This is a genomic window from [Bacillus] caldolyticus, from assembly GCF_003595605.1.
Classification (GTDB): domain Bacteria; phylum Bacillota; class Bacilli; order Bacillales; family Anoxybacillaceae; genus Geobacillus; species Geobacillus thermoleovorans.
Window position 1 is genome coordinate 3,301,962 of the sequence record NZ_CP025074.1, and the last position, 22,230, is coordinate 3,324,191.

Below are 22,230 nucleotides of genomic sequence, written 5' to 3' on the forward strand. Positions count from 1 at the left end.
CCTTTTCGCAAGAGGGAACTATACGATGCGAATGGCTGCTGTGGGGCTTGCTCGAACGAAAAACGCAGGCTCCTTTCTGGGAAGGCCTGCGTTTTTTGTATGATCTGCCCGCAGAAGCGGGTGGTTACGCTTCGAGCCGCTTCACCGTTTCGATGTCATCAATTTGCGCCAACGCCTGCAATACCTCATCATCAACCGGTTTGTCAAGCGATAAGATCATCATCGCCTTGCCCCCCGCTTCTTGGCGGCCGACTTGCATGGTGGCGATGTTGACATCGTGCGCCCCAAGCACGTTCCCGACTTTGCCGATCATCCCCGGCCGGTCTTGGTGCTGGATATACAGGAGATGGCCTTCCGGGGCAAAGTCGATGGCGACGCCGTCAAAATGGACGATGCGGTCGCCGTAGTTCGGCACGTGCGTCCCTTTGATGGTGAACGTTTTGTTTTCGCCATGGACGGTGAGCGAAATGCAGTTCGCATAGCCGTGCGTTTCATCGGAAAATTTTTCGCCGTATGTGATGCCGCGCTCTTTGGCGACCATGGCGGCGTTCACCTCGTTGACGGTTGAGGCGACGCGCGGCCGCAGGAAGCCGGCGAGCAGGCTGCGGGTGATGTACGTCGTCTCCAGATCAGCGACCGTGCCGGCGTAGGTGACCGACAGCTCTTGCACCGGGATGTTCATAAACTGCGATGCAATCAAGCCGAGCTTCCGGCCTAAATGATAGAATGCTTGAATTTTTTCATAGACGTCTTTCGACAACGCCGGCAAGTTGATCGATGAGGTGACGGGCCGCCCTTCAAAAAAGTGGAGCAGCTCTTCCGCGACTTGGGTGGCGACGTTCAGCTGCGCTTCGACGGTCGACGCCCCTAAATGCGGCGTAACGATCACATTGTCAAACGCTAAAAGCGGATGATCCCCTGGCGGCTCTTGTTCAAAGACGTCGAGGGCGACGCCGGCGACATGCCCGCTTTCCAAGAACGGGATGAGCGCCTGTTCGTCGATGATGCCGCCGCGGGCGCAGTTGATCAAATAGACGCCCTTTTTCGTTTTCGCCAAGTTTTCCGTGCCAAGCAACCCGCGCGTTTCTTTCGTGAGCGGCGTATGAACGGTGATGATGTCAGCCACGGCCAGCACTTCGTCAAGCGAGTGAATCGAGACGCCGAGTTTTTCAGCGCGTTCTTTCGTTAAAAATGGGTCGTACACGTGCACGCTCATGCCAAAGGCGCGCGCCCGTTTGGCGACTTCCGAGCCGATGCGGCCGAAGCCGATGATGCCCAATTTTTTGCCAAACAGCTCGTTGCCGACAAACGCCGAGCGGTTCCACTCCCTCGATTTGACGGAAATGTGCGCCTGCGGGATGCGTCGGACGAGGGCGGCCATCATGGCAAAGGTATGCTCAGCGGCCGAAATCGTATTGCCGTTTGGCGCGTTAATGACGACGATGCCGCGTTTCGTCGCTGCATCGACATCAATGTTGTCGACGCCCACCCCGGCGCGGCCGATAATTTTTAAGTTCGGCATTTTTTCCAATAGTTCTTCCGTCACTTTGGTGGCGCTGCGCACGAGCAAAGCGTCAAAGGTGTGCAATTCCTCTTCCGCTTCGGTTGTTTTCTTTTGCACGATGTCGATCTGCGCCGATGCGCAGAGCGGCGCCAACCCTTCTTCACTGATGGCGTCGGAAACGAGTACGCGAAACACAGTGGGTGCCCCTTTCTGTTTCAAGGATGTTAAATTTCTGATAATTTAACATGCGAAAGCGGTTTCTGTCAATGGGGGAAAAAGAAGTCATACCAATGAAAACGTTTTTTTGAGAAGGAATGTTCGGGGTTTGAAAAAGAAAAGCGCCCATATCAAACGACATGGGCAAAATTGTTCGGAAATAGAAAAACGGCGTCTGGTGAAATGAGATGTTGGACGGATTACTTGTTTTTCTGTTCGTTGTAGCGGGCGATGCATTCGTCGATCAATTTGGCGGCTGCTTCCGGCCCCTCCCATGTGCCGATTTCCGTCCGTTTCCCTTGCAAGTCTTTGTAGCGTTCAAAGAAGTGGGCGATTTCTTTCAGTTTGTGCTGCGGGAGGTCTTCAATCGATCTCACTTCGTCAAAGCGCGGATCTTCGACCGGAACGCCGATCAATTTCGCATCTTCTTCGCCGCTGTCGACCATGTTCAAATAGCCGATGACGCGCGTGTCGATGACGCAGCCCGGGAACGTCGGGTTTGTCGTGATGACCAAAATGTCGAGCGGGTCGCCATCCAGCGCCAACGTATTTTGCAAATAGCCGTATTCAGCCGGATAAAACATCGGTGAATATAGGACGCGGTCGAGCTTGAAAATGCCCCGTTCTTTGTCGAATTCGTATTTGTTTTGGCTCCCGGTTGGAATTTCGATAAACGCTTCGACAATTTTATTTTCGAATGCCATAACCCGTTCCTCCTTTGTTGGTTATGTATACATGAAAACTTGTCCACCCAGCAGGCGCGGCGGACAAGCCAATCTTATTGTAGCACGTTCGTTCAAGATGCGCCACTTGTGATTTCACGCTGAGTCAGTCAAGACTTTGTGGAGAACATTTTTTCGGTTCACTACGGGCGTTGTCAATCACTAGTTAGCGAACCATTTTCAGGAATTAATATCGTAAGCGCTTTCGGACTCTCATCCCTCATCTTGAGGTGATGATATTGTATTCCATTTTTTTACACCCAACCACCATCCCGGAGCGCCGACAACGCTTGATGGATCGGCGTCCCGGATGACCGCTGCAGACACGGTAGATTCTGACGCACCACATCTGCCCATAACCGTCCGGCCTTCCGTTTGGCCTGTTCGATCCGCTTGGACTTTGTTGAGGCCGAGACGGCCGACTGGGGCTCTTGCTCCTCCCACCGTCCCTTTCTCCACCCGATCCCGTCGATTCGGGCTGCCATCGCCCTCAGAAACGCCCGAAGCCCTTGGTCTTTCCAGCTGCGGCGGGATTTCACCCGATGCGCAAACCGGCTCATCACGCTCTCGGCGTGGCCCATCGGACGCATGCCGGTCGTCTCCACCCCTTGCTCCGACAGCCACTCCCGATAGTCCCGGATGCATCCCGGCATCGACTCGATCCGGCGGATCATGGCAGCCATCTGCTTCTCTTTCGCTTCGTCCTCCAACGTGCCGACCGCGCTGTTCAGCTCGACCAAAAGTCCTTCTTCGTCTTGTTTCGCCAGCTTCTTCCGCACCTCCCGCCAACGCGGATGGCCGGACAGACACTGACGCAGCTCCCGCGCCACATGAAATCGATCCAGCTGAAAGCAGGCCCGCTTTCCAAAATACTCCCGGCAGGCTGTGATCCACGACGCCGCGTCGCCGTTGATGATCAAAAGGTCCCGGCACGGGTCATAGGCATATTCGTTCATCAGCCACTCTTCAAACCGTTCCCACACGTCTCCCTCCCCTTCATGGAGGTAGTGGCGCCGGTTCACGAGCTCGAGCTGCGAACCGTTTCGTTTCCATCCCTCGTGAACCGCCAGGATTTTCTCTTCTTTCGCCCGTTTCCCTTTCCCCTGGCGGGAAATAAACAGCCCATCCGCCTCCACAAATAGCACTCGGCCGTGCCGTTGGGAAACAGGGTGGTGCAGCGAGACAGGGGCCTCCAGCACCAGTTGGCGAATCGCCTCGTGGCTTAGGACCGCATACCCCACGATCGACTCCAACGTACGGGCTGCTTTGCGGTAGGAAGAGCACTCTACGGCCAACTCGACCGCCGTTTCCTCGAGGCAAGGGCTGATCGACTGCGCTCCATCAAAGCCCAGTTCGGCATCCAGCAAGAAGGTATACGCCCCCGCCTGCCGATCATAGTAGTAGTTCCGTCGAAACGTCACTTCTCCAAACAGCGTTTGGATCGTGGTCGGCCGTTTGTCTTTCAGCTGATACCGGCGCTTGTCCCGCGCTTCCGCCAGTTGTTGATCAATCTCCTCCAAAAGGGCCGCCAACAAGACAGCGAACACCTTTTGAAGAGTTCTGACTAATTGTTCCTCCAGCTCTTTTAATAAAGGCCATTCTGTGGTAAGATGTTTCATGGACTCTCTCCCTCCTGTTTTCGGTTGATGTTGACAATCACCATCATAGCAGGGAGAGAGTCCTTTTTTCACGACATTTGCTTTTTCTACCGCGCTTCGCTTGGTGGCCCCGACGAGCGTCGCGAACAAAAGTTCGCAACCCTCGTCGGGGATCATTTCGGAATGTCACCCACAAATATTTTACTCACACTTTCACGCTTGCATCAAAAAACCCTCTTGCCGGCAAGGCAAGAGGGGGAATGTCAGTCGAATTTATTCGGATCGCCGTCAAACGGCTCGTCAGCAACTTTGATCGATTCAGTCGGACAGCCTTCGAAGGCGTCCATCATATCGTCAATCAAAATCTCCGGCACTTCGACGATGCCTTGGTTGTCATCAAGGGTGACGTAGGCAATGCCGTCCTCGTCGTAGTCGTAAATGTCGGGAGCGGCGGCGCCGCAAGCTCCGCAGGCGATGCAAGTCTCTTTATCCACAATCGTATACTTTGGCATAAAAATCGAACCTCCCCAAGTTTATTGGAAACGGACGGGCCATCTCCGTGTTGCCTGCTCGGAAATGAACTTTTCACTTTTAATAATAAGACCGTACGGCCGGCTTTTCAACAAAAAAATCGCTCTCGAGTCAGTCAAGACTTTGTGGAGAACATTTTTTCGGTTCACTACGGGCGTTGTCAATCACTAGTTAGCGAACCATTTTCAGGAATTAATATCGTAAGCGCTTTCGGACTCTCATCCCTCATCTTGAGGTGATGATATTGTATTCCATTTTTTTACACCCAACCACCATCCCGGAGCGCCGACAACGCTTGATGGATCGGCGTCCCGGATGACCGCTGCAGACACGGTAGATTCTGACGCACCACATCTGCCCATAACCGTCCGGCCTTCCGTTTGGCCTGTTCGATCCGCTTGGACTTTGTTGAGGCCGAGACGGCCGACTGGGGCTCTTGCTCCTCCCACCGTCCCTTTCTCCACCCGATCCCGTCGATTCGGGCTGCCATCGCCCTCAGAAACGCCCGAAGCCCTTGGTCTTTCCAGCTGCGGCGGGATTTCACCCGATGCGCAAACCGGCTCATCACGCTCTCGGCGTGGCCCATCGGACGCATGCCGGTCGTCTCCACCCCTTGCTCCGACAGCCACTCCCGATAGTCCCGGATGCATCCCGGCATCGACTCGATCCGGCGGATCATGGCAGCCATCTGCTTCTCTTTCGCTTCGTCCTCCAACGTGCCGACCGCGCTGTTCAGCTCGACCAAAAGTCCTTCTTCGTCTTGTTTCGCCAGCTTCTTCCGCACCTCCCGCCAACGCGGATGGCCGGACAGACACTGACGCAGCTCCCGCGCCACATGAAATCGATCCAGCTGAAAGCAGGCCCGCTTTCCAAAATACTCCCGGCAGGCTGTGATCCACGACGCCGCGTCGCCGTTGATGATCAAAAGGTCCCGGCACGGGTCATAGGCATATTCGTTCATCAGCCACTCTTCAAACCGTTCCCACACGTCTCCCTCCCCTTCATGGAGGTAGTGGCGCCGGTTCACGAGCTCGAGCTGCGAACCGTTTCGTTTCCATCCCTCGTGAACCGCCAGGATTTTCTCTTCTTTCGCCCGTTTCCCTTTCCCCTGGCGGGAAATAAACAGCCCATCCGCCTCCACAAATAGCACTCGGCCGTGCCGTTGGGAAACAGGGTGGTGCAGCGAGACAGGGGCCTCCAGCACCAGTTGGCGAATCGCCTCGTGGCTTAGGACCGCATACCCCACGATCGACTCCAACGTACGGGCTGCTTTGCGGTAGGAAGAGCACTCTACGGCCAACTCGACCGCCGTTTCCTCGAGGCAAGGGCTGATCGACTGCGCTCCATCAAAGCCCAGTTCGGCATCCAGCAAGAAGGTATACGCCCCCGCCTGCCGATCATAGTAGTAGTTCCGTCGAAACGTCACTTCTCCAAACAGCGTTTGGATCGTGGTCGGCCGTTTGTCTTTCAGCTGATACCGGCGCTTGTCCCGCGCTTCCGCCAGTTGTTGATCAATCTCCTCCAAAAGGGCCGCCAACAAGACAGCGAACACCTTTTGAAGAGTTCTGACTAATTGTTCCTCCAGCTCTTTTAATAAAGGCCATTCTGTGGTAAGATGTTTCATGGACTCTCTCCCTCCTGTTTTCGGTTGATGTTGACAATCACCATCATAGCAGGGAGAGAGTCCTTTTTTCACGACATTTGCTTTTTCTACCGCGCTTCGCTTGGTGGCCCCGACGAGCGTCGCGAACAAAAGTTCGCAACCCTCGTCGGGGATCATTTCGGAATGTCACCCACAAATATTTTACTCACACATCGCTCTCTTGTATTTTTACACATATGCATCTTATTTAGTTTTGTTATCATATGGCGGAACTGTCAACCGATCGATTTTTTCTGCCGACCGGTTGGGCGATTTTTGCTACAATAGAGGCGAGGGAGGAACGCAGGATGCGGCATGGCTATGCCTTATTTTTGCTCGCCCATTGCTTGCGCCGCTTCAACGGCGAACGGACGCTGGCGGCGGTGTATCATTTATTTTCGGGAAAAAAATCGGCGCAGACGCTCCAAGACAGCAAATGGTTTCAGCTTGAGCCGCTGTTTGGCACATGGAAGAATGTGACGATGGCGGCGCTCGAGGAAGCGGCAATGGCGCTTGTCGAACAGCGACTCGCTTTATCCGCGAAACAGCGGACATACACGTTGACCGCGGCAGGGGAAGAATGGCTTGCCGAGCAAGCAGCGCTTTTCCCCCGCCATCTGAACGGCTGGCGCTATCATGAGGCGGAACCGCTGTTTTGGCAGCGTCTTTCCTTGATCGGGCAGACATTGTCAAACCTCGTCTATGGGCGGCGTTTTGCACCGATTTGCCGCGACGAGCGGACGCTTCAATGGGTGAAGCAATATTTGCTTGCAAAAGGATCGCGCCAAATGTTGGCCGAGACGCTGTATCAAGAGCTCATCCGGCTGCTTGAAGCGGTTTCGGAGGAGGCGGCGGTGATCTTTACGCTGCGTTTGACGAGCGCGGTCCGCATCGGCTGGACGATGGAGCAAATCGCGGCCTATTTGCAAAAGGACGCGCTCTACGTGCAGTTTCAATTCCGCAACGTGCTTCATTACATCATGGCGGAAGCTGAGGCTGGACGCGTTCCGATGATGGCCGAATTGATGAGCGGACTGGCGCCGGCGGTGCTGACACAATCGGCGCAAAAAACGTACGAATGGCTGCGGAAAGGAAAAACGATAGAAGATATTTCCAATCTTCGCCGCTTGAAGCGAAGCACGATTGAGGATCACGTTGTCGAAATCGCTGCCAATGTGTCCGGTTTTTCGATCGCCCCGTTTGTCGACGATGAAAAGGCGGCGGCCATTCGAGCGGCGGCGCAGGCGCTTAGGACGAGGAAATTGAAAGAGATTCGCGAGGTGCTTGATGGCAAAGTCAGCTATTTCGAAATTCGGCTCGTGTTGGCAAAGGAAGTGGGACGTTGGACGAGTTGACGAAAACGCTGCGCATGAAGTTCGGACATGCTTCATTCCGCCCGGGTCAGCGGGAAGTGGCGGAAGATGTGCTTGCTGGGCGCGACGTGCTGGCGATGCTGCCGACCGGAAGCGGCAAGTCGCTTTGCTATCAGCTGCCAGCGTATTTGCTTCAAGGCAGTGTGCTGATCGTTTCGCCGCTTGTGTCGCTCATGGAGGACCAAGTCGAGCAGTTGCGCCGGCGCGGGGAAAAGCGAGTGATTGCTTTTCACAGCCTGCTTGATGCCGAAGAAAAATGGCAGGCGCTCGCTTCGCTTGCGGAGTTTCGCTTTATTTACGCGTCGCCGGAGATGCTGCAGTCGGCAAAATTTTTAACGGCGCTTCGGCGCGTATGCATTTCGCTTTTTGTCGTCGATGAAGCGCACTGCATTTCTCAATGGGGATATGACTTTCGCCCGGACTTTTTAAAGCTTGGGGAGATCCGGCGCGCGCTCGGGGCCCCGCCGTGTTTGGCGTTGACGGCGACGGCGCCGCCCGAGGTGCAGGAGGATATTATTCGCACGCTCGGGATGGATGGCGCCCGCCGCCATATTCATTCCGTCGATCGCCCGAACATCGCCTTGTGCGTGGAGCATTGTTCATCAACGGAGGACAAAGCGGCGCGCTTGGCCGATTATGCCAAGCGTCTCGAAGGCCCGGGAATCATTTATTTTTCGAGCCGTCAATGGGCGGAAGAGATGGCGCGCCGGCTCGAACAGTGCGGCGCGGGGCGGGTCGCCTATTACCATGCCGGCATGGACGGGGAGCAACGGCTGCTCGTGCAGCAGCAATTTGTCTACGGTCAGCTTGACATCGTATGTTGTACAAGCGCATTCGGCATGGGCGTGAACAAAGAAAACGTCCGATTTGTGCTTCATTTTCATATGCCGGCCCAGCTCGAGGCGTACGTGCAGGAAATCGGGCGCGCGGGGCGCGACGGAGCGCCAAGCCTTGCTGTGTTATTTTATGCGGACGGCGACCGGGCCATGGCCCAGGCGGTGGCGGAGGCCGAGCTGTTAAGTCCGCGCGAGCTGCGTGAGTGGTGTTGGCGGCTGCCGGAAGGAGCCGGATGGGAAGCGGCGATGGCGACGCTCGAGGCTGCCGGATTCACCGACGTACAAAAGCGGCTGTTGGCGTATTTTTTAGAACGGGAACAACGGGCGATGCCTGGTTGGCTGACAGCGGAGGCGAAAGAGCGGCTGTACGGCAGGATGGCAGCCGCCATCGAGGCGCGGCGGCGCTGGAAGCGGAAAAAACTGCAGGAAATGGATGAATGGGTGCACTTGTCTTCGTGCCGGCGTCAAGCGCTTGTCCGCGCGTTTGGCGAGGAGCTGACGGATCAGCAGAATGTCTGCTGCGATCGCTGCGGGCTTTCGCTTGACGGCTATGAACGAGCCGTCCGCCGTCCGGAGGAGGCGCCGGTTCGCCATTGGCGCGAGGAGTTGTGGGACATGCTTTTTGGCGGGGGGCGGACGAATGAAACGGCAAAGTGAACAAATCCGGCAGATGACAGAGCGCGAGCTGCTTTTTCATCTTTATGTAACGCAAGGGTTGCTGCTTCTTGCCGCCGGCGGCTGTTCGCTCTTTTTGTTCGATTGGGCGGAGTGGCGCCGGCTTTGGCGGTTCGATCTCACCGATGTGCTGCTATACGGAGCGGGCGGGGCGGCGCTCGTGCTGGCGGTCGATTTTTTGGCCATGCGCTATTTGCCGGATGATTGGCATGACGACGGCGGGGTGAACGAAAAAATATTCCGCGGCCGCTCGATTCCGCATCTCTTTTTTTTATGTGCGCTCATCGCTGTGACGGAAGAATGGCTGTTTCGCGGCGTTGTGCAGACGCATTGGGGGCTTGGAGCGGCAAGCGTCATTTTTGCTGTGCTGCATGTGCGCTATTTGGAAAAATGGTTTTTGTTTCTGATGGTTGTGCTCATCAGTTTGTTTCTCGGTGCGCTTTACGAACAGACCGGGAGTTTATGGGTGACGGTTGTCGCCCACTTTTTGATCGATGTGGTGCTCGCTTTGCATATTCGGTTGCAGCGGGAGGAAGGGGTGAAGCGATGAAAGGAACACAGGAGCGCCGAGCTGGGCGGCGCTTGCGGATCGATGAGAGCGCGCCGTCCTCGCGCATCAAACGGCGGAGGGAAAAAGAAGAACAAAAGCGAAAATACGTCCCGTCCCGCCTGCTCGTGTTCTTGTTTTTGGCGTTGCCGGCAGTCGTGCTGGCCATCCACCATGTCCAATCGAAGTCCGACACGGTCACAGTCGTTCGTCATGAAGATCAAAGCAGCCGCGAGACGGTGCGCATTATTCAAGACGACGAAGTCAAGAGGACAGAACAGGCGGCCAAATCGAAGCAGAAGAGCGCCGCCGACCGAGGAAGCGTCGGCGGCCGGGAAAAGAAGACCGATGATGAACAAGGAAAAATCATCACCCATGTCGTCGCAGCCAATGAGACGCTCTACAGCATCGCCATGAAATATTACGGCACGCCTGATGCGATCGATCTCATTAAAAAGGAAAACGGCTTGTCGACGGGCCGCCTTCAGCCAGGGCAAACGCTGCGCATTCCGCTTGACGAAAACCATTGAGCGAAACAAAGCATTGTCTGCCGCTCCCCTTTCTTTGTTCTAATGCTGCCTTCTGCGGCATATGATGGACAATAAAAACAGGACAAGGGGGAGAGGAGATGGTCCATTTTCCAGATGAATTTCCCCTCGATGAAGTGGCGAAGGAAATGTTGATGGCCGTCATCGAAAAAAAGAAAAAATGGGAGCGGCTCGAAAAGCGGACGTTGCTCTTGCAGGCGGCCGCGTTTTCCGGTTTGGCCGTTTTCCTGCTTTATCTTTTGGCCAAGGCGGCGGCTTTCGGGACGTGGGGAGAGCGGATCGCCTGGTTTTTCGCTGCGCCTGCCCATGTGTTGATTCTGCTTCTTTTAAGCACCGTTTATTGGGCAGCCGTCTACTACAAAGGAAAAAGCGAAAAGGCGGAAGACGATTTTCACGCCCTTCGCTGTGAGATCATTCAAAAAAGCATCGATTTATGGCAGGACCAAGAACAGTGGAACGGGCGCCATCGGCTGTTTGAATGGATGAAGCGGGAGTATGGCATCAATCTTTATTATGAACAAAGTTGAGCGGGGGTTCCGCTCAGCTGCTGGCTTAGAAAACCTTTTTATGGTTGCGCTCCTCTTTTAAAATTTCCACCGCTTCACGGAACCGTTGGGCATGGATGATTTCCCGCTCGCGCAAAAAGCGGAGTCCGTCGTTTAAATCCGGGTCGTCGCTCATATTGATGATCCACTGATATGTCGCGCGCGCTTTTTCTTCGGCCGCGATGTCCTCATACAAGTCGGTGATCGGGTCGCCTTTCGCTTGGATGTACGTCGCCGTGAATGGAACGCCGGCGGCGTTATGGTAAAAGAGGGCGCGCTCATGGTCGACGTAATGCGGCTCCAGCCCGGCTTCTTTTAGCTGCTCAGGCGTCGCGTCTTTCGTCAGTTTGTACACCATCGTTGCGATCATTTCAAGGTGGGCGAGTTCTTCCGTACCGATGTCGTTTAGCAGCCCGATGACTTTCGGCGGCAGCGTATAGCGCTGGTTTAAGTAGCGGAGCGCCGCTGCCAGCTCCCCGTCTGCCCCGCCGTATTGCTCGATCAAATATTTTGCCAGCCGCGGATTGCACGTGCTGACGCGGACCGGGTATTGCAATTTTTTTTCATAAATCCACATGATCCGTTCCCCCCTTGCGTTCGTGATGGATCGGCTACACTTGCCAAGGCCATGGCGTGTCGTCCCAGTTCCACGGGTAGTTGGAATAGCTATGGCCAAACTGTTCAAGCGGACCATAGGCGGCTTCAAATTGTTTTTTCAGCTGTTTCCGTTTTTTGGCGAGTTGATTAAATTGTTGAATCGCTTGATAGTCGGTCGGATGGGTGTCCAAGTAGAGTGTCAGTTCGACGAGGGCAAAGTCGACGGCTTGCAGCTCTTCAAGCTGTTCATAATACTCCTTTGGCATTTGTTTCATGAGCCATCACCTTTTGTCTTTGTTTCGTAAGGGCTGTAGTACGGATCGTAAAACACTTGCCAAAGCGTCCCTTTCATCAACGCTTCACGAAGAGGGAATTGCGGCAAGTTGGGCGGCTGGAATCCGACGTATAAGTTTGGTGCGGTGACGTATGTTTTCACGCGGATCGGCGGGCATGGGTCAAACGGGCTTGTATACGGCTCATATTGTTTGCGCGTTGTAAACATGAAACCCCTCCTTTTTTGGCAAAGTTCAGTCTATATTATGATAGAGCAGTACCGTTCATGCCTGTTTGTCATGGCGAATCATGGCAATAATAAGGAGGAAAAAATGGGCCGCCTATGGATGATCGCCTTTGTCGCTGTCTTGTGCACGTATTTGTTTTTTCGCTGGCTGCCGCCCCTTGAGCCGTTTTCCCCAACCTTGTTTTTGACGCAGCTGTTGTTTTCCCCGTTTCGAACATGGCTTGCTTTTGCTTGTTTTTTGCTCGGCGTCGCTGCCAACGGGGCGCTTCTTAGCATCGCTGTAACCGGGACGGTGCGTTTGTTGTCCGGCCGGCGGCTCCGCTTAGGCCAATGGTTGTTCAGCTTGGCGGCGCTCGGCCATTTTTATTGGGCGTTTCAGTTCCATTGGCGGCTGGCGGCGCTTTTTTTCGTTTTTTCCTTTTTTTATGGTATGATGACGTTGAGAAGCCGCCAGACGATGCCGCATCGCTGGCCATGACAGGAGGAAGTATGCTGATCGGGGAGCAACCGAGAAAAAATGCTTGTCTAAAACGGGGAAAACGATGTAAACTCATTAATAACAACAAACGAACCAATTGCCGCTTGCGTCATACAATAACGGTAAGAGATGGCTCTGTAGGTAAGGAGGGGTGCCGATGCGTCTTGAGCGCTTGACCCACAACAAAATCAAAATTTTCCTGACGTTTGACGATTTGCTGGACCGCGGGTTGACGAAAGACGATTTATGGAAAGATACGTTTAAAGTCCATCAGCTGTTCCGCGATATGATCGAGGAAGCAAGCGAAGAGCTCGGTTTTGAAGTGAACGGATCGATCGCGGTCGAAGTGTACTCTTTACCGGCGCAGGGCATGGTCGTTATCGTTACGAACGAAGGCGACTACGACGACATGGAAGAAGAATTCGCCGACGATTATATCGAAATGCAAGTAACGCTCGATGAGAGCGATGACATATTTTACGAATTCCAAACGTTTGAAGATGTCATCCAGCTCGCTCATCGCCTGCATGCGGTCGGTTGCCTCGACGGCACGCTTTATTCCTATCAAGGCCGCTTTTACTTGCATGTTCCCGAAGAGCCCCCAATTCCGCTCGACAACTTTGTCGCCTTGCTGGCCGAGTTTGGCAACCCGGCTACGATAACGATACATCGTGTGCAAGAATATGGGAAGCGGCTGATTGAACGCCGCGCGATCGAACAGCTCGTTCGTTATTTCCGCGCCAATTAAAGGTATAGAAAGGCTCCTTGAAATGGACAAGGAGTCTATTTTTTTGCGCCAACTGTTCGACGCCGCTTCGCCATTTTTCCTTTGCATCCGGCCACAGAAGGTGTATACTATGACATGAAAGGCGACAAATTACTATAGCGAGCTTATAGGAGGTTTACGTATGGCAGCCGATAAGCATACGGAAGAGAAAGAACAACAATACGACGTGCTGGCGTCGACACAAATTGTTATACATAGAGCGTTGGAAAAGCTCGGCTACCCGGAAGAAGTGTATGAGCTGTTAAAAGAGCCGATCCGCGTGTTGACAGTCCGCATTCCGGTGCGCATGGACGACGGGTCGGTGAAAATTTTTACCGGCTACCGCGCGCAGCATAACGATGCGGTCGGTCCGACGAAAGGCGGCGTGCGTTTCCATCCTGATGTGACGGAACGAGAAGTGAAAGCGCTGTCGATTTGGATGAGCTTAAAGTGCGGCATCGTTGACTTGCCATACGGCGGCGGCAAAGGCGGCATCGTCTGCGACCCGCGCACGATGTCGTTCCGCGAGCTCGAGCGGCTAAGCCGCGGCTACGTGCGCGCCATCAGCCAAATCGTCGGACCGACAAAAGACATTCCGGCGCCGGATGTGTTTACGAACTCGCAAATTATGGCGTGGATGATGGATGAGTACAGCCGAATTCGCGAGTTTGATTCGCCAGGGTTTATCACCGGGAAGCCGCTTGTCCTCGGCGGTTCGCACGGCCGGGAAACAGCGACGGCCAAAGGAGTGACCATTTGCATCCGCGAGGCGGCGAAAAAACGCGGCTTGTCGCTCAAGGGAGCGCGCGTCGTCGTTCAAGGGTTCGGCAACGCCGGCAGCTATTTGGCCAAATTTATGCACGACGCCGGGGCGAAAGTCGTCGGCATTTCCGATGTGTACGGCGCGCTGTACGACCCGAACGGGCTCGACATCGACTATTTGCTTGAACGGCGCGACAGCTTTGGCACGGTGACGAAGCTGTTTAAAAATACGATTTCGAATCAAGAGCTGCTTGAGCTCGATTGCGATATTTTGGTGCCGGCGGCCATCGAAAACCAAATTACGGCCGAAAACGCTCCGCGCATTAAGGCGAGCATCGTCGTCGAGGCGGCGAACGGGCCGACGACGCTTGAGGCGACGGAAATTTTGACGCAGCGCGGCATTTTGCTCGTTCCGGACGTGCTTGCAAGCGCTGGGGGCGTGACTGTGTCGTACTTCGAATGGGTGCAAAACAACCAAGGTTACTATTGGACGGAAGAAGAAGTGGAACAGCGGCTTGAAAAAGTGATGGTCAAAGCGTTCAACAACGTGTATGAAATGGCGCAGACGCGCCGCGTCGACATGCGCCTTGCCGCCTACATGGTCGGCGTCCGCAAAATGGCGGAAGCGTGCCGGTTCCGCGGCTGGGTGTGAGGCGAGCAAGCGCCGATGTTTGCAAGCTTTGGTGAAATCCCCTATCATAAGATAGGGGATTTTTTGCTTCATGCGAGGTGGCAAAAACGATGAAAGAGGAGAAAATCATTATTGTCGGCGGCGGTCCGTGCGGGCTGGCGGCGGCGATTGCTTTGCAAGACGCCGGATTTTCGCCGCTGGTGATCGAGAAAGGAAACATCGTCCATTCGATTTACCGTTTTCCGACGCATCAGACGTTTTTCAGCACGAGCGACCGGTTGGAGATCGGCGGCGTGCCGTTTATCACGGAAAACCGGAAGCCGACGCGAAATCAAGCGCTCGCTTATTACCGGGAAGTCGTGGTTCGCAAGCAAGTGCGCGTCAATACGTTTGAAGAAGTGAAAACCGTCAAGCCGCAGGAAGATGGAGCATTTCTTATTGAAACGACAAAAGGGACGTACCGCGCGCAGTACGTCGTCATCGCCACCGGCTATTACGACCATCCAAACTATATGAACGTGCCGGGGGAAGAGCTGCCGAAAGTGATGCATTACTTTAAAGAAGCGCATCCGTACTTCAACACCGACTGCGTTGTCATCGGCGGGAAAAACTCGAGCGTCGACGCGGCGATGGAGCTTGTGAAAGCTGGGGCGCGCGTGACAGTGCTGTATCGCGGCAACGAGTATTCGAAAAGCATTAAGCCGTGGATTTTGCCGGAGTTTGACTCTCTTGTGAAGAAAGGCGTCATCCGCATGGAGTTTCGCGCACATGTGAAAGCAATTACCGAAGATGCGGTCGTGTATGAAGTGGACGGGGAAACGAAAACAATCAAAAACGACTTTGTGTTTGCCATGACCGGCTACCATCCGGATCATCGCTTCTTGATGAACATCGGGGTGCAGATCGACCCGGAAAGCGGCCGGCCGCATTATGATTCAGAGACGATGGAAACAAACGTGCCGGGGGTGTTTATCGCCGGGGTGATCGCCGCTGGCAACGATGCGAATGAAATTTTTATCGAAAACGGCCGCTTCCATGGAGACGCTATTGCCGCCTGCATCGCCAAGCGCGAACGGGAGGGGTCGGCCAAGCAGCTGCAGTAGCGCTTCTTGGCCAATACATCGACTGGGCATATGACGGCATGCCCTCCTCGAACAATGAACGCCTTGCGGGCAAATGACATTTGCCCGCCGGCGTTCTTGTTCGAGGGAAGAGGCAGAAAAGCGTGTGTTCAGCCATACCATTCTTTGTTTTTTAGTAAAATAATGGATAATCAACATTCGTGTAATGATGCTAAAGCGAGAAAGCGAGGGTGGCTTGCGTGACGAAACGGAAAGTGGTGCTCCTGACAACCGGCGGCACGATTGCGAGCAAGCGAAACGAACGATCCGGCCGCCTGCGGGCCGGGGCGCTAAGCGGTGAAGAACTCGCGGCGATGTGCCATTTGCCGAAAGAAATTGAAATCATCGTGGAAAGCGTATTTCAATTGCCAAGCATGCATTTGACGTTTTCGCATTGGCTTGAGCTAAAAAAACGGATTGAGGCGCATTTCACCGATCCATCCGTTGATGGCATCGTCGTCACTCACGGAACCGATGCGCTCGAAGAAACGGCCTATTTCCTGGATTTGACGATCGATGACCCGCGGACGATCGTCGTCACTGGTTCGCAGCGGGCGCCGTCTGATTTGGGCAGCGATGTGTACATCAACATCCGCCATGCCATTTACGCCGCGTGCGCCGAGTCGTTGCGTGGGGCGGGGGCGGTCGTTGTGTTCAATGAACGCATTTTTGCCGCGAAATACGTGAAAAAAGAACACGCCTCGAACATTCAAGGATTCAACGCTTTCGGCTTCGGCTATTTAGGCATCATTGACAACGATGAGGTGTACGTGTACCAAAAGCCGATCCGACGCGAATATTACAAGCTTGTGCGCCCGCTTCCGCCGGTGGACATTGTGAAATGCTACTTGGAGGCGGACGGCAAGTTCATTAAAGCGGCTCGAGAAAGCGGCGTCGCTGGCATTGTGCTCGAAGGGGTCGGCCGCGGGCAAGTGGCGCCAAAAATGGTCGATGAAATCGTCAAAGCCATCGAAGCGGGGATCAAAGTCGTTGTGACGACGAGCGCCGAGGAAGGGGCGGTGTATACAACGTACGATTACCCCGGCAGCGCCTACGATTTGCATAAGAAAGGGGTTATTCTTGGCAGCGACTACGATGCGAAAAAGGCGCGCATCAAGCTCGCTGTCGCTCTTGCTGCCGACGCCGCCGTTGATGGCTTGTTCGCTTATTAGGCAACAAGCGGCCCAGCAATTCCTCTTTTTTTCTCCCCTGTTTCGTGGTACGATGAAGTTAAAAATGCCAAAGAAACGGGGATCGAGGATGTTTTCGTTGATTTCCGCCGGCGTCGCCCCCGGGGTGGCGCTGCTTAGTTATTTTTATTTAAAGGACGAGTATGAGGCTGAGCCGCTTTCGTTTGTGTTGCGCATGTTTTTGTTCGGCGTCTTGCTTGTGTTTCCGATCATGTTCATCCAATACGTGCTGGCGGCAGAAGGGATCGTCGCGTCGCCGGCAGCCGAGGCGTTTCTTTCCGCTGCGCTCCTTGAGGAGTTTGTCAAATGGTTTGTCGTTTATTTTTTTGTGTATGACCACGACGAATTTGACGAGCCGTATGACGGCATTGTGTACAGCGCCAGCGTCTCGCTTGGGTTCGCGACGCTGGAAAACATTTTGTACTTGTTGGCCAACGGAGTGGAGACGGCCATTGCCCGTGCGCTTTTGCCGGTGTCCAGTCATGCGCTCTTTTCCGTCATCATGGGGTTTTATTTCGGCAAGGCGAAGTTTGCCGTAAAAAAGCGCCGCTATTATTTATGGGCGTCGTTTTTGTTGCCGTTTTTCCTTCATGGCGTCTATGACTGGCTGTTGCTCGCCAAAGAGCGATGGGGCTATTACATGGGGTTGTTTATGCTCGCCTTATGGTGGGCGGCGTTGCGCAAAGTAAAACAAGCGAAAGGATACGCCCGCCCTCAAGCGGTGCCGCCTGTGAAAAGCCAAGCGTAAAAGCTTTGGCTTTTTCTTTTTTTCGCATAAAAAAGGGGAAACGGAAGGAAAATAGGGGTAAAAACGGTGAGTGTTGACGGGAGGTTCACATATGGCAAGAAAATGGGTTCTATTCATCGCATTGGCTGTTTGGACGTGCATTTACCCATCAGGCCATGCTTTCGCGTTTTCCCCGCAAGTGATTCAGCGTGGAGCAGTTGGCGATGATGTCATTGAACTGCAGGCGCGGCTGCAATACCTTGGGTTTTACAACGGCAAAATTGACGGCGTGTTTGGCTGGCGAACGTATTGGGCGCTGCGCAATTTCCAATACGAATACGGCTTGCCGGTCGATGGACTAGCCGGATCGGAGACGAAACGGAAGCTTGTGAACGCTTCAAAATATTACGAGCAGTTTGTGAAAGAGCAAATCCGCCAAGGAAACGATTTCACCCATTACGGCGGCATTCCGCTCAGCCAGCAGGTGAAAAAACGCGGCGGAGGATCGTCGCGGGCAGCGAAAACGACGGCGTCGAACGTGCCGAAAGGGTTTTCGCAAAACGATATTCGGCTGATGGCAAACGCCGTTTACGGGGAAGCGCGCGGGGAGCCGTACATCGGACAAGTGGCGGTTGCCGCCGTTATTTTAAATCGGCTGGAGCATCCGTCGTTTCCGGATACGGTCGCCGGGGTGATCTTTCAGCCAGGCGCGTTTACCGCGGTCGCCGATGGGCAAATTTGGCTGACGCCGAATGAAACGGCGAAAAAAGCGGTGCTTGATGCGATCAACGGCTGGGACCCAACCGGCGGAGCGATTTACTACTTTAACCCAGCCACGGCGACGAGCGCTTGGATTTGGAGCCGCCCGCAAATCAAGCGGATTGGAAACCATATTTTTTGCAAATAAAAGGAGGGAGACGAGATGGTGCGAAACTTACTGATTGCAGCGCTTGTCGTCGCTGTCGTCGGCACTGGTTACTGGGGCTACCGGGAGCATCAGGAAAAAAACGCGATCTTAATTCATGCGGAAAACAATTACCAGCGCGCGTTCCACGATTTGGCCTACCAGATCGATTTGCTGCATGACAAGCTTGGAGCGACGCTGGCGATGAATTCGCACGCCTCATTGTCGCCGGCGCTCGCCGAAGTGTGGAAAATCGCATCTGAAGCCCATTCCGATGTCGGCCAACTGCCGCTGTCGCTTTTGCCGTTTAACAAGACGCAAGAGTTTTTATCGAAAATCGGCGAGTTCAGCTACCGGACGGCCGTGCGCGATTTGGAAAAAGAGCCGTTGACCGAAGAAGAGCACAAGACGCTCGAGGCGCTGTACAAAAGCGCCGGCGCGATCCGCCAAGAATTGCGCAACGTGCAGCATTTAGTGCTGGAAAACAATTTGCGCTGGATGGACGTCGAACTGGCGCTGGCGACGAACGACGAGAAAGGCGACAACATCATTATTGACGGCTTAAAAGCGGTGGAGAAAAATGTTGATACATTCTCAAGTTCGTCCGAGTTCGGCCCGTCGTTCATCGGCCTCGCCAACGAGGAAAAAGGCTTTGTCCGCGCGAAAGGGCGCCCGATTTCCAAAGACGAGGCGAAACGGATCGCCCGCGAGTTTCTCGGCTTAAAAGGAACAGAGAAAATCAAGGTGACGGACAGCGGCAATGGGGCGGATGAGCGTTTTTACAGTTTAACGATTCACGATCCGAAAACAAAGGGCGACATTTATATGGATGTGACGAAAAACGGCGGATATCCGATTTGGGCGTTAAACAGCCGGCCAATCGGCAAGCCGAAGGTCAGCTTGCATGAGGCGGCCAACCGCGGGATGGCGTTTTTGCGACGGCATCAATTCGCCGGCTTTGAGTTGTACGACAGCACGCAATACGATAATGTCGCCGTGCTGACGTTTGTTAAAAGCGAAAACGGCGTCCGCATTTACCCGGAAGCGATCCAAATGAAAGTGGCGCTTGACAACGGCCATGTCGTCGGCTTTACGGCGCGCGACTATTTGTCATCGTCCATTCCGCGTCCGTTGCCCAAACCGACGCTCACCGTCGAGGCGGCGAAGAAAAAGTTAAACCCACATTTGAAAGTGATGGAAGAGCGCCAGGCGGTCATTATGAACGATTTGCAAAAACCGGTGCTTTGCTATGAGTTTTTAGGAACGCTTGGCGATGAAACGTATCAACTGTTCATTAACGCCGCAACCGGCCTTGAAGAAAAAGTCGAGAAGCTCGAAAGCGTGGAGCCGAATTACAGATGAAAACAAGGGAGGAAAAGCTGGCGCTGTCGGCTTTTCCTCTTTTTTTGGTCAAAGGCAGTCGGACGGTATGGTATAATCGTCATGGGACATCATGCGGGTCAGCGAAACGATCGCCGGTTCGGCAGCTGACTGAAAAGGAGAAAAGGAAACATGATGATCAAAATCGGAGATTCGATCCGGCTTGAGCCGTCGGACGGCTCAGCGCGGCAATACCGAAGCAAAGCGCTCGCTGTTGCTGACGGGGCGGTTCATATCAGCTATCCGATCGATGAACAGAGCGGAAAAACCGTTTATTTGTTGAACGGGATGCAGTTTAAAGCGACTTTTGTCGGGCAAGACGGCGGTTTATACATGTTTGATACCGAAGTGAAGGGGAAAATCCGCGATCCGTTGCCGATGGTCGTCTTGGCTTACCCGGGCGAGGAATACGTCGTGCGCATCCAGCGCCGCCGTTATGTACGGGTGAAAGCCAATGTCGATGCGGCCGTCCATCCGTCTGACAGCGAGTTCGCTCCGTTTGTGACGATGACGGTGGATATCAGCGCCGGCGGCGCCGCCCTCCTTGTGCCGCCGGCGCACGCTCCGCTTCTTCGCCCCGGCATGGCGGTCGAGCTTTGGCTCGTGTTGGCGATGCGCTCCGGCGAATACCATTACGTGCAAACGAAGGCGTCGATTGTGCGCATGGCTGATGACGAACGCGGCATGGCGAAAATGTCGGTGGAGTTCACAAACCTCGCCCCCCAAGACCGCGTTCGGCTCATTCGCTACAGCTTTGAACGGCAGCTTGAGGAGAGAAAATGGGAGAACGAACAGAATAAATGAGCTGGGCGCGTGGAATACTGCTAGAAAAAATGGGAAAGCAGGAGGCTTGCGCCATGAAACGGATCGAACAGCTGTTGTGGAAGCTTGTCGTCATCCAGACGATTTGCCTGTTGATCGCCCAATGGCTTGTGTTGTACACGCCAGCGGCGTTGTATATCGGCAAGGTGTATGAATACGAAGGTGTAGCCAAGCCAGAAAAAACGAAAACAGTTGAAACGGCCGTCGACCGTTGACGGCGGATATGGTACAATGAACATGGAGACATGCAGGGTTTTCCTGCATTTTTCTTTGTGCACTCATCAAGCGATTTTCGGTAAAGCTAGGAGGAAATGATGAAACGACGAATCAGCATCGCAATCGACGGACCCGCCGCGGCGGGGAAAAGCACGGTCGCCAAACGGATCGCTGAGCGGCTTTCCTACGTATACATCGATACCGGCGCCATGTATCGCGCGCTGACGTACCGGGCGCTTGCATGCGGCGTCGACATCCATGATGAGCAGGCGCTCCTGTCGCTGCTTCGCGATACATCGATTGAGTTGAAACCGTCGCCGCATGGACAGATCGTCCTAGTCAATGGCGACGATGTGACCGACATCATCCGCGGTGAGGCGGTGACGAATGCGGTGTCGCTTGTTGCGAAGCATCCGCTTGTGCGCGAGGAGATGGTCGCCCGCCAACGCGCCTTGGCGGAAGGGGGCGGCGTCGTCATGGACGGGCGCGATATCGGAACGCATGTGCTGCCAAACGCCGAAGTAAAAATTTTCCTGAAAGCTTCGGTCGAGGAGCGGGCGCGGCGCCGGCATGAGGAAAATCTCGCGCGCGGCTTTCCATCCGATCTTGAAAAGCTGAAAGAAGAGATCGCCCGCCGCGACCGGCTCGATTCGGAACGGGAGACAGCGCCGCTTCGCAAGGCGCCGGATGCGGTGGAAATCGATACGACATCGCTGTCGGTTGAGGAAGTGGTGGAGCGGATTATGGAGATTGTCAACGAAAGGATTGGATGACGGTGGACTTTTATTCATTCGCCAAGGGGATCGTCAAGGGAGTGCTCACCCCTTTTTACCGCATTCAAACGATCGGGATTGAACAATTTCCAAAGGAAGGCGGCGTGCTTCTTTGCGCCAACCATATCAGCAACCTAGATCCGCCGGTCATCGGCATTACGGCGCCGCGGCCGATTCGGTTTATGGCGAAAGAAGAGCTGTTTCGTGCTCCGGTCGTGAAAACGCTCGTCAAAAGCTTGCATGCCTTTCCGGTCAAGCGCGGCATGAACGACCGCCAGGCGCTGCGCACGGGGCTTGAGGTGCTGAAGCAAGGCGAAGTGCTCGGCATTTTTCCGGAAGGGACGCGCAGCAAAGACGGCCGGCTGAAAAAGGCGCTGCCCGGCGTTGGCTTTTTCGCTTTGCGCACCGAGGCCGCCGTTGTCCCGTGCGCCATTGTCGGCCCGTACCGTCCGTTTGTGCCGCTTAAGGTTGTGTACGGAGCGCCGATCGATATGGCGCCGCTGCGCGCGCGGAAGGCGAGCCCGGAGGAGGCGGCCGACTACATTATGGATCATATCCGCCAACTGCTTGAACAACATCAGTAAGCATTATAGTACATGTTGATTG

25 protein-coding genes are annotated in these 22,230 nt (G+C 54.5%); 17 read left to right on the forward strand and 8 right to left on the reverse strand.

The genetic code is table 11. The features are described from left to right. Window positions 1-124: 124 nt before the first annotated feature. The 5 genes from serA to CWI35_RS17210 all read right to left on the reverse strand — a co-directional run bounded on the left by serA (window position 125) and on the right by CWI35_RS17210 (window position 6,195). Window positions 125-1,699: a phosphoglycerate dehydrogenase gene (gene serA, locus CWI35_RS17190; protein ID WP_012820732.1), complete on the reverse strand. Its 1,575-nt coding sequence runs from the start codon at window positions 1,697-1,699 to the stop codon at window positions 125-127. Window positions 1,700-1,920: 221 nt separating this feature from the next. After that, a complete protein-coding gene (locus tag CWI35_RS17195) occupies window positions 1,921-2,424 on the reverse strand; it encodes an inorganic diphosphatase (protein ID WP_011231730.1) in 504 nt (167 codons plus the stop codon). A 272-nt stretch (window positions 2,425-2,696) separates the two neighbouring features. Continuing rightward, the gene (locus CWI35_RS17200) at window positions 2,697-4,061 is read right to left on the reverse strand and encodes an ISLre2 family transposase (protein ID WP_119877350.1); all 1,365 of its coding nucleotides are present in this window, start codon (window positions 4,059-4,061) and stop codon (window positions 2,697-2,699) included. 242 nt (window positions 4,062-4,303) lie between these two features. Next, window positions 4,304-4,552: a ferredoxin gene (locus tag CWI35_RS17205; protein WP_011231729.1), complete on the reverse strand. Its 249-nt coding sequence runs from the start codon at window positions 4,550-4,552 to the stop codon at window positions 4,304-4,306. Window positions 4,553-4,830: 278 nt separating this feature from the next. After that, entirely contained in the window at window positions 4,831-6,195 is a 1,365-nt protein-coding gene (locus tag CWI35_RS17210; RefSeq protein ID WP_119877350.1) for an ISLre2 family transposase, read from the reverse strand. 326 nt (window positions 6,196-6,521) lie between these two features. Here CWI35_RS17210 and CWI35_RS17215 point away from each other — a divergent pair, with 326 nt between their 5' ends. The 5 genes from CWI35_RS17215 to CWI35_RS17235 all read left to right on the forward strand — a co-directional run bounded on the left by CWI35_RS17215 (window position 6,522) and on the right by CWI35_RS17235 (window position 10,719). Further along, complete coding sequence (locus CWI35_RS17215; RefSeq protein WP_119877954.1) at window positions 6,522-7,568, forward strand: YpbB family protein; 1,047 nt, start codon at window positions 6,522-6,524, stop codon at window positions 7,566-7,568. After that, entirely contained in the window at window positions 7,556-9,079 is a 1,524-nt protein-coding gene (locus CWI35_RS17220; protein ID WP_014196219.1) for a RecQ family ATP-dependent DNA helicase, read from the forward strand. The genes CWI35_RS17215 and CWI35_RS17220 overlap by 13 nt, the downstream gene beginning before the upstream one ends. Then, window positions 9,063-9,647 (forward strand): CPBP family intramembrane glutamic endopeptidase, encoded by a 585-nt coding sequence (locus CWI35_RS17225; RefSeq protein ID WP_011231726.1) that lies wholly within the window; start codon window positions 9,063-9,065, stop codon window positions 9,645-9,647. Before CWI35_RS17220 ends, CWI35_RS17225 begins: the two co-directional genes overlap by 17 nt. Next, window positions 9,644-10,174, forward strand: a complete 531-nt coding sequence (locus CWI35_RS17230; protein ID WP_119877955.1) for a LysM peptidoglycan-binding domain-containing protein — start codon at window positions 9,644-9,646, stop codon at window positions 10,172-10,174. Before CWI35_RS17225 ends, CWI35_RS17230 begins: the two co-directional genes overlap by 4 nt. 98 nt (window positions 10,175-10,272) lie before the next feature. Beyond that, window positions 10,273-10,719: a YpbF family protein gene (locus tag CWI35_RS17235; RefSeq protein ID WP_011231724.1), complete on the forward strand. Its 447-nt coding sequence runs from the start codon at window positions 10,273-10,275 to the stop codon at window positions 10,717-10,719. Window positions 10,720-10,744: 25 nt separating this feature from the next. On the opposite strand, the gene CWI35_RS17240 is transcribed toward CWI35_RS17235, so the two are convergent. The 3 genes from CWI35_RS17240 to CWI35_RS17250 are packed head-to-tail and all read right to left on the reverse strand — an operon-like array spanning window position 10,745 to window position 11,836. After that, window positions 10,745-11,314, reverse strand: coding sequence for a manganese catalase family protein (locus CWI35_RS17240; RefSeq protein ID WP_011231723.1), 570 nt, complete (start codon window positions 11,312-11,314; stop codon window positions 10,745-10,747). 34 nt (window positions 11,315-11,348) lie between these two features. Further along, entirely contained in the window at window positions 11,349-11,609 is a 261-nt protein-coding gene (locus CWI35_RS17245; RefSeq protein ID WP_014196218.1) for a spore coat protein CotJB, read from the reverse strand. Beyond that, the gene (locus CWI35_RS17250) at window positions 11,606-11,836 is read right to left on the reverse strand and encodes a spore coat associated protein CotJA (RefSeq protein ID WP_014196217.1); all 231 of its coding nucleotides are present in this window, start codon (window positions 11,834-11,836) and stop codon (window positions 11,606-11,608) included. The genes CWI35_RS17245 and CWI35_RS17250 overlap by 4 nt, the downstream gene beginning before the upstream one ends. 103 nt (window positions 11,837-11,939) lie before the next feature. Between CWI35_RS17250 and CWI35_RS17255 the strand changes: the two genes are divergently transcribed. The 12 genes from CWI35_RS17255 (at window position 11,940) to CWI35_RS17315 (ending at window position 22,208) form a co-directional block, all read left to right on the forward strand. After that, complete coding sequence (locus CWI35_RS17255; protein WP_042380375.1) at window positions 11,940-12,332, forward strand: hypothetical protein; 393 nt, start codon at window positions 11,940-11,942, stop codon at window positions 12,330-12,332. A gap of 157 nt (window positions 12,333-12,489) precedes the next feature. Next, entirely contained in the window at window positions 12,490-13,080 is a 591-nt protein-coding gene (locus tag CWI35_RS17260) for a genetic competence negative regulator (RefSeq protein ID WP_011231720.1), read from the forward strand. Between the two features lie 160 nt (window positions 13,081-13,240). After that, a complete protein-coding gene (locus CWI35_RS17265) occupies window positions 13,241-14,512 on the forward strand; it encodes a Glu/Leu/Phe/Val family dehydrogenase (RefSeq protein WP_011231719.1) in 1,272 nt (423 codons plus the stop codon). Between the two features lie 89 nt (window positions 14,513-14,601). Then, complete coding sequence (locus CWI35_RS17270; RefSeq protein WP_011231718.1) at window positions 14,602-15,594, forward strand: YpdA family putative bacillithiol disulfide reductase; 993 nt, start codon at window positions 14,602-14,604, stop codon at window positions 15,592-15,594. A 218-nt stretch (window positions 15,595-15,812) separates the two neighbouring features. Next, a complete protein-coding gene (locus CWI35_RS17275) occupies window positions 15,813-16,784 on the forward strand; it encodes an asparaginase (protein ID WP_011231717.1) in 972 nt (323 codons plus the stop codon). 88 nt (window positions 16,785-16,872) lie between these two features. Further along, a complete protein-coding gene (gene prsW / locus CWI35_RS17280; RefSeq protein ID WP_012820744.1) occupies window positions 16,873-17,550 on the forward strand; it encodes a glutamic-type intramembrane protease PrsW in 678 nt (225 codons plus the stop codon). A gap of 91 nt (window positions 17,551-17,641) precedes the next feature. Next, window positions 17,642-18,436 (forward strand): spore cortex-lytic enzyme, encoded by a 795-nt coding sequence (sleB, locus tag CWI35_RS17285; RefSeq protein ID WP_011231715.1) that lies wholly within the window; start codon window positions 17,642-17,644, stop codon window positions 18,434-18,436. 15 nt (window positions 18,437-18,451) lie between these two features. Next, window positions 18,452-19,795, forward strand: coding sequence for a germination protein YpeB (gene ypeB, locus CWI35_RS17290; RefSeq protein ID WP_041467891.1), 1,344 nt, complete (start codon window positions 18,452-18,454; stop codon window positions 19,793-19,795). Window positions 19,796-19,948: 153 nt separating this feature from the next. Then, window positions 19,949-20,617, forward strand: a complete 669-nt coding sequence (locus CWI35_RS17300; protein ID WP_014196211.1) for a flagellar brake protein — start codon at window positions 19,949-19,951, stop codon at window positions 20,615-20,617. A 53-nt stretch (window positions 20,618-20,670) separates the two neighbouring features. Beyond that, window positions 20,671-20,850 carry a YpfB family protein gene (locus tag CWI35_RS17305; RefSeq protein WP_011231712.1) on the forward strand — a complete coding sequence of 60 codons (180 nt, stop codon included), beginning with the start codon at window positions 20,671-20,673 and terminating at the stop codon, window positions 20,848-20,850. A 99-nt stretch (window positions 20,851-20,949) separates the two neighbouring features. Then, on the forward strand, window positions 20,950-21,624 hold the full coding sequence (cmk, locus tag CWI35_RS17310) for a (d)CMP kinase (protein WP_011231711.1): 675 nt from the start codon (window positions 20,950-20,952) through the stop codon (window positions 21,622-21,624). Beyond that, the gene (locus tag CWI35_RS17315) at window positions 21,621-22,208 is read left to right on the forward strand and encodes a lysophospholipid acyltransferase family protein (RefSeq protein ID WP_119877956.1); all 588 of its coding nucleotides are present in this window, start codon (window positions 21,621-21,623) and stop codon (window positions 22,206-22,208) included. Before cmk ends, CWI35_RS17315 begins: the two co-directional genes overlap by 4 nt. Window positions 22,209-22,230 lie beyond the last annotated feature (22 nt).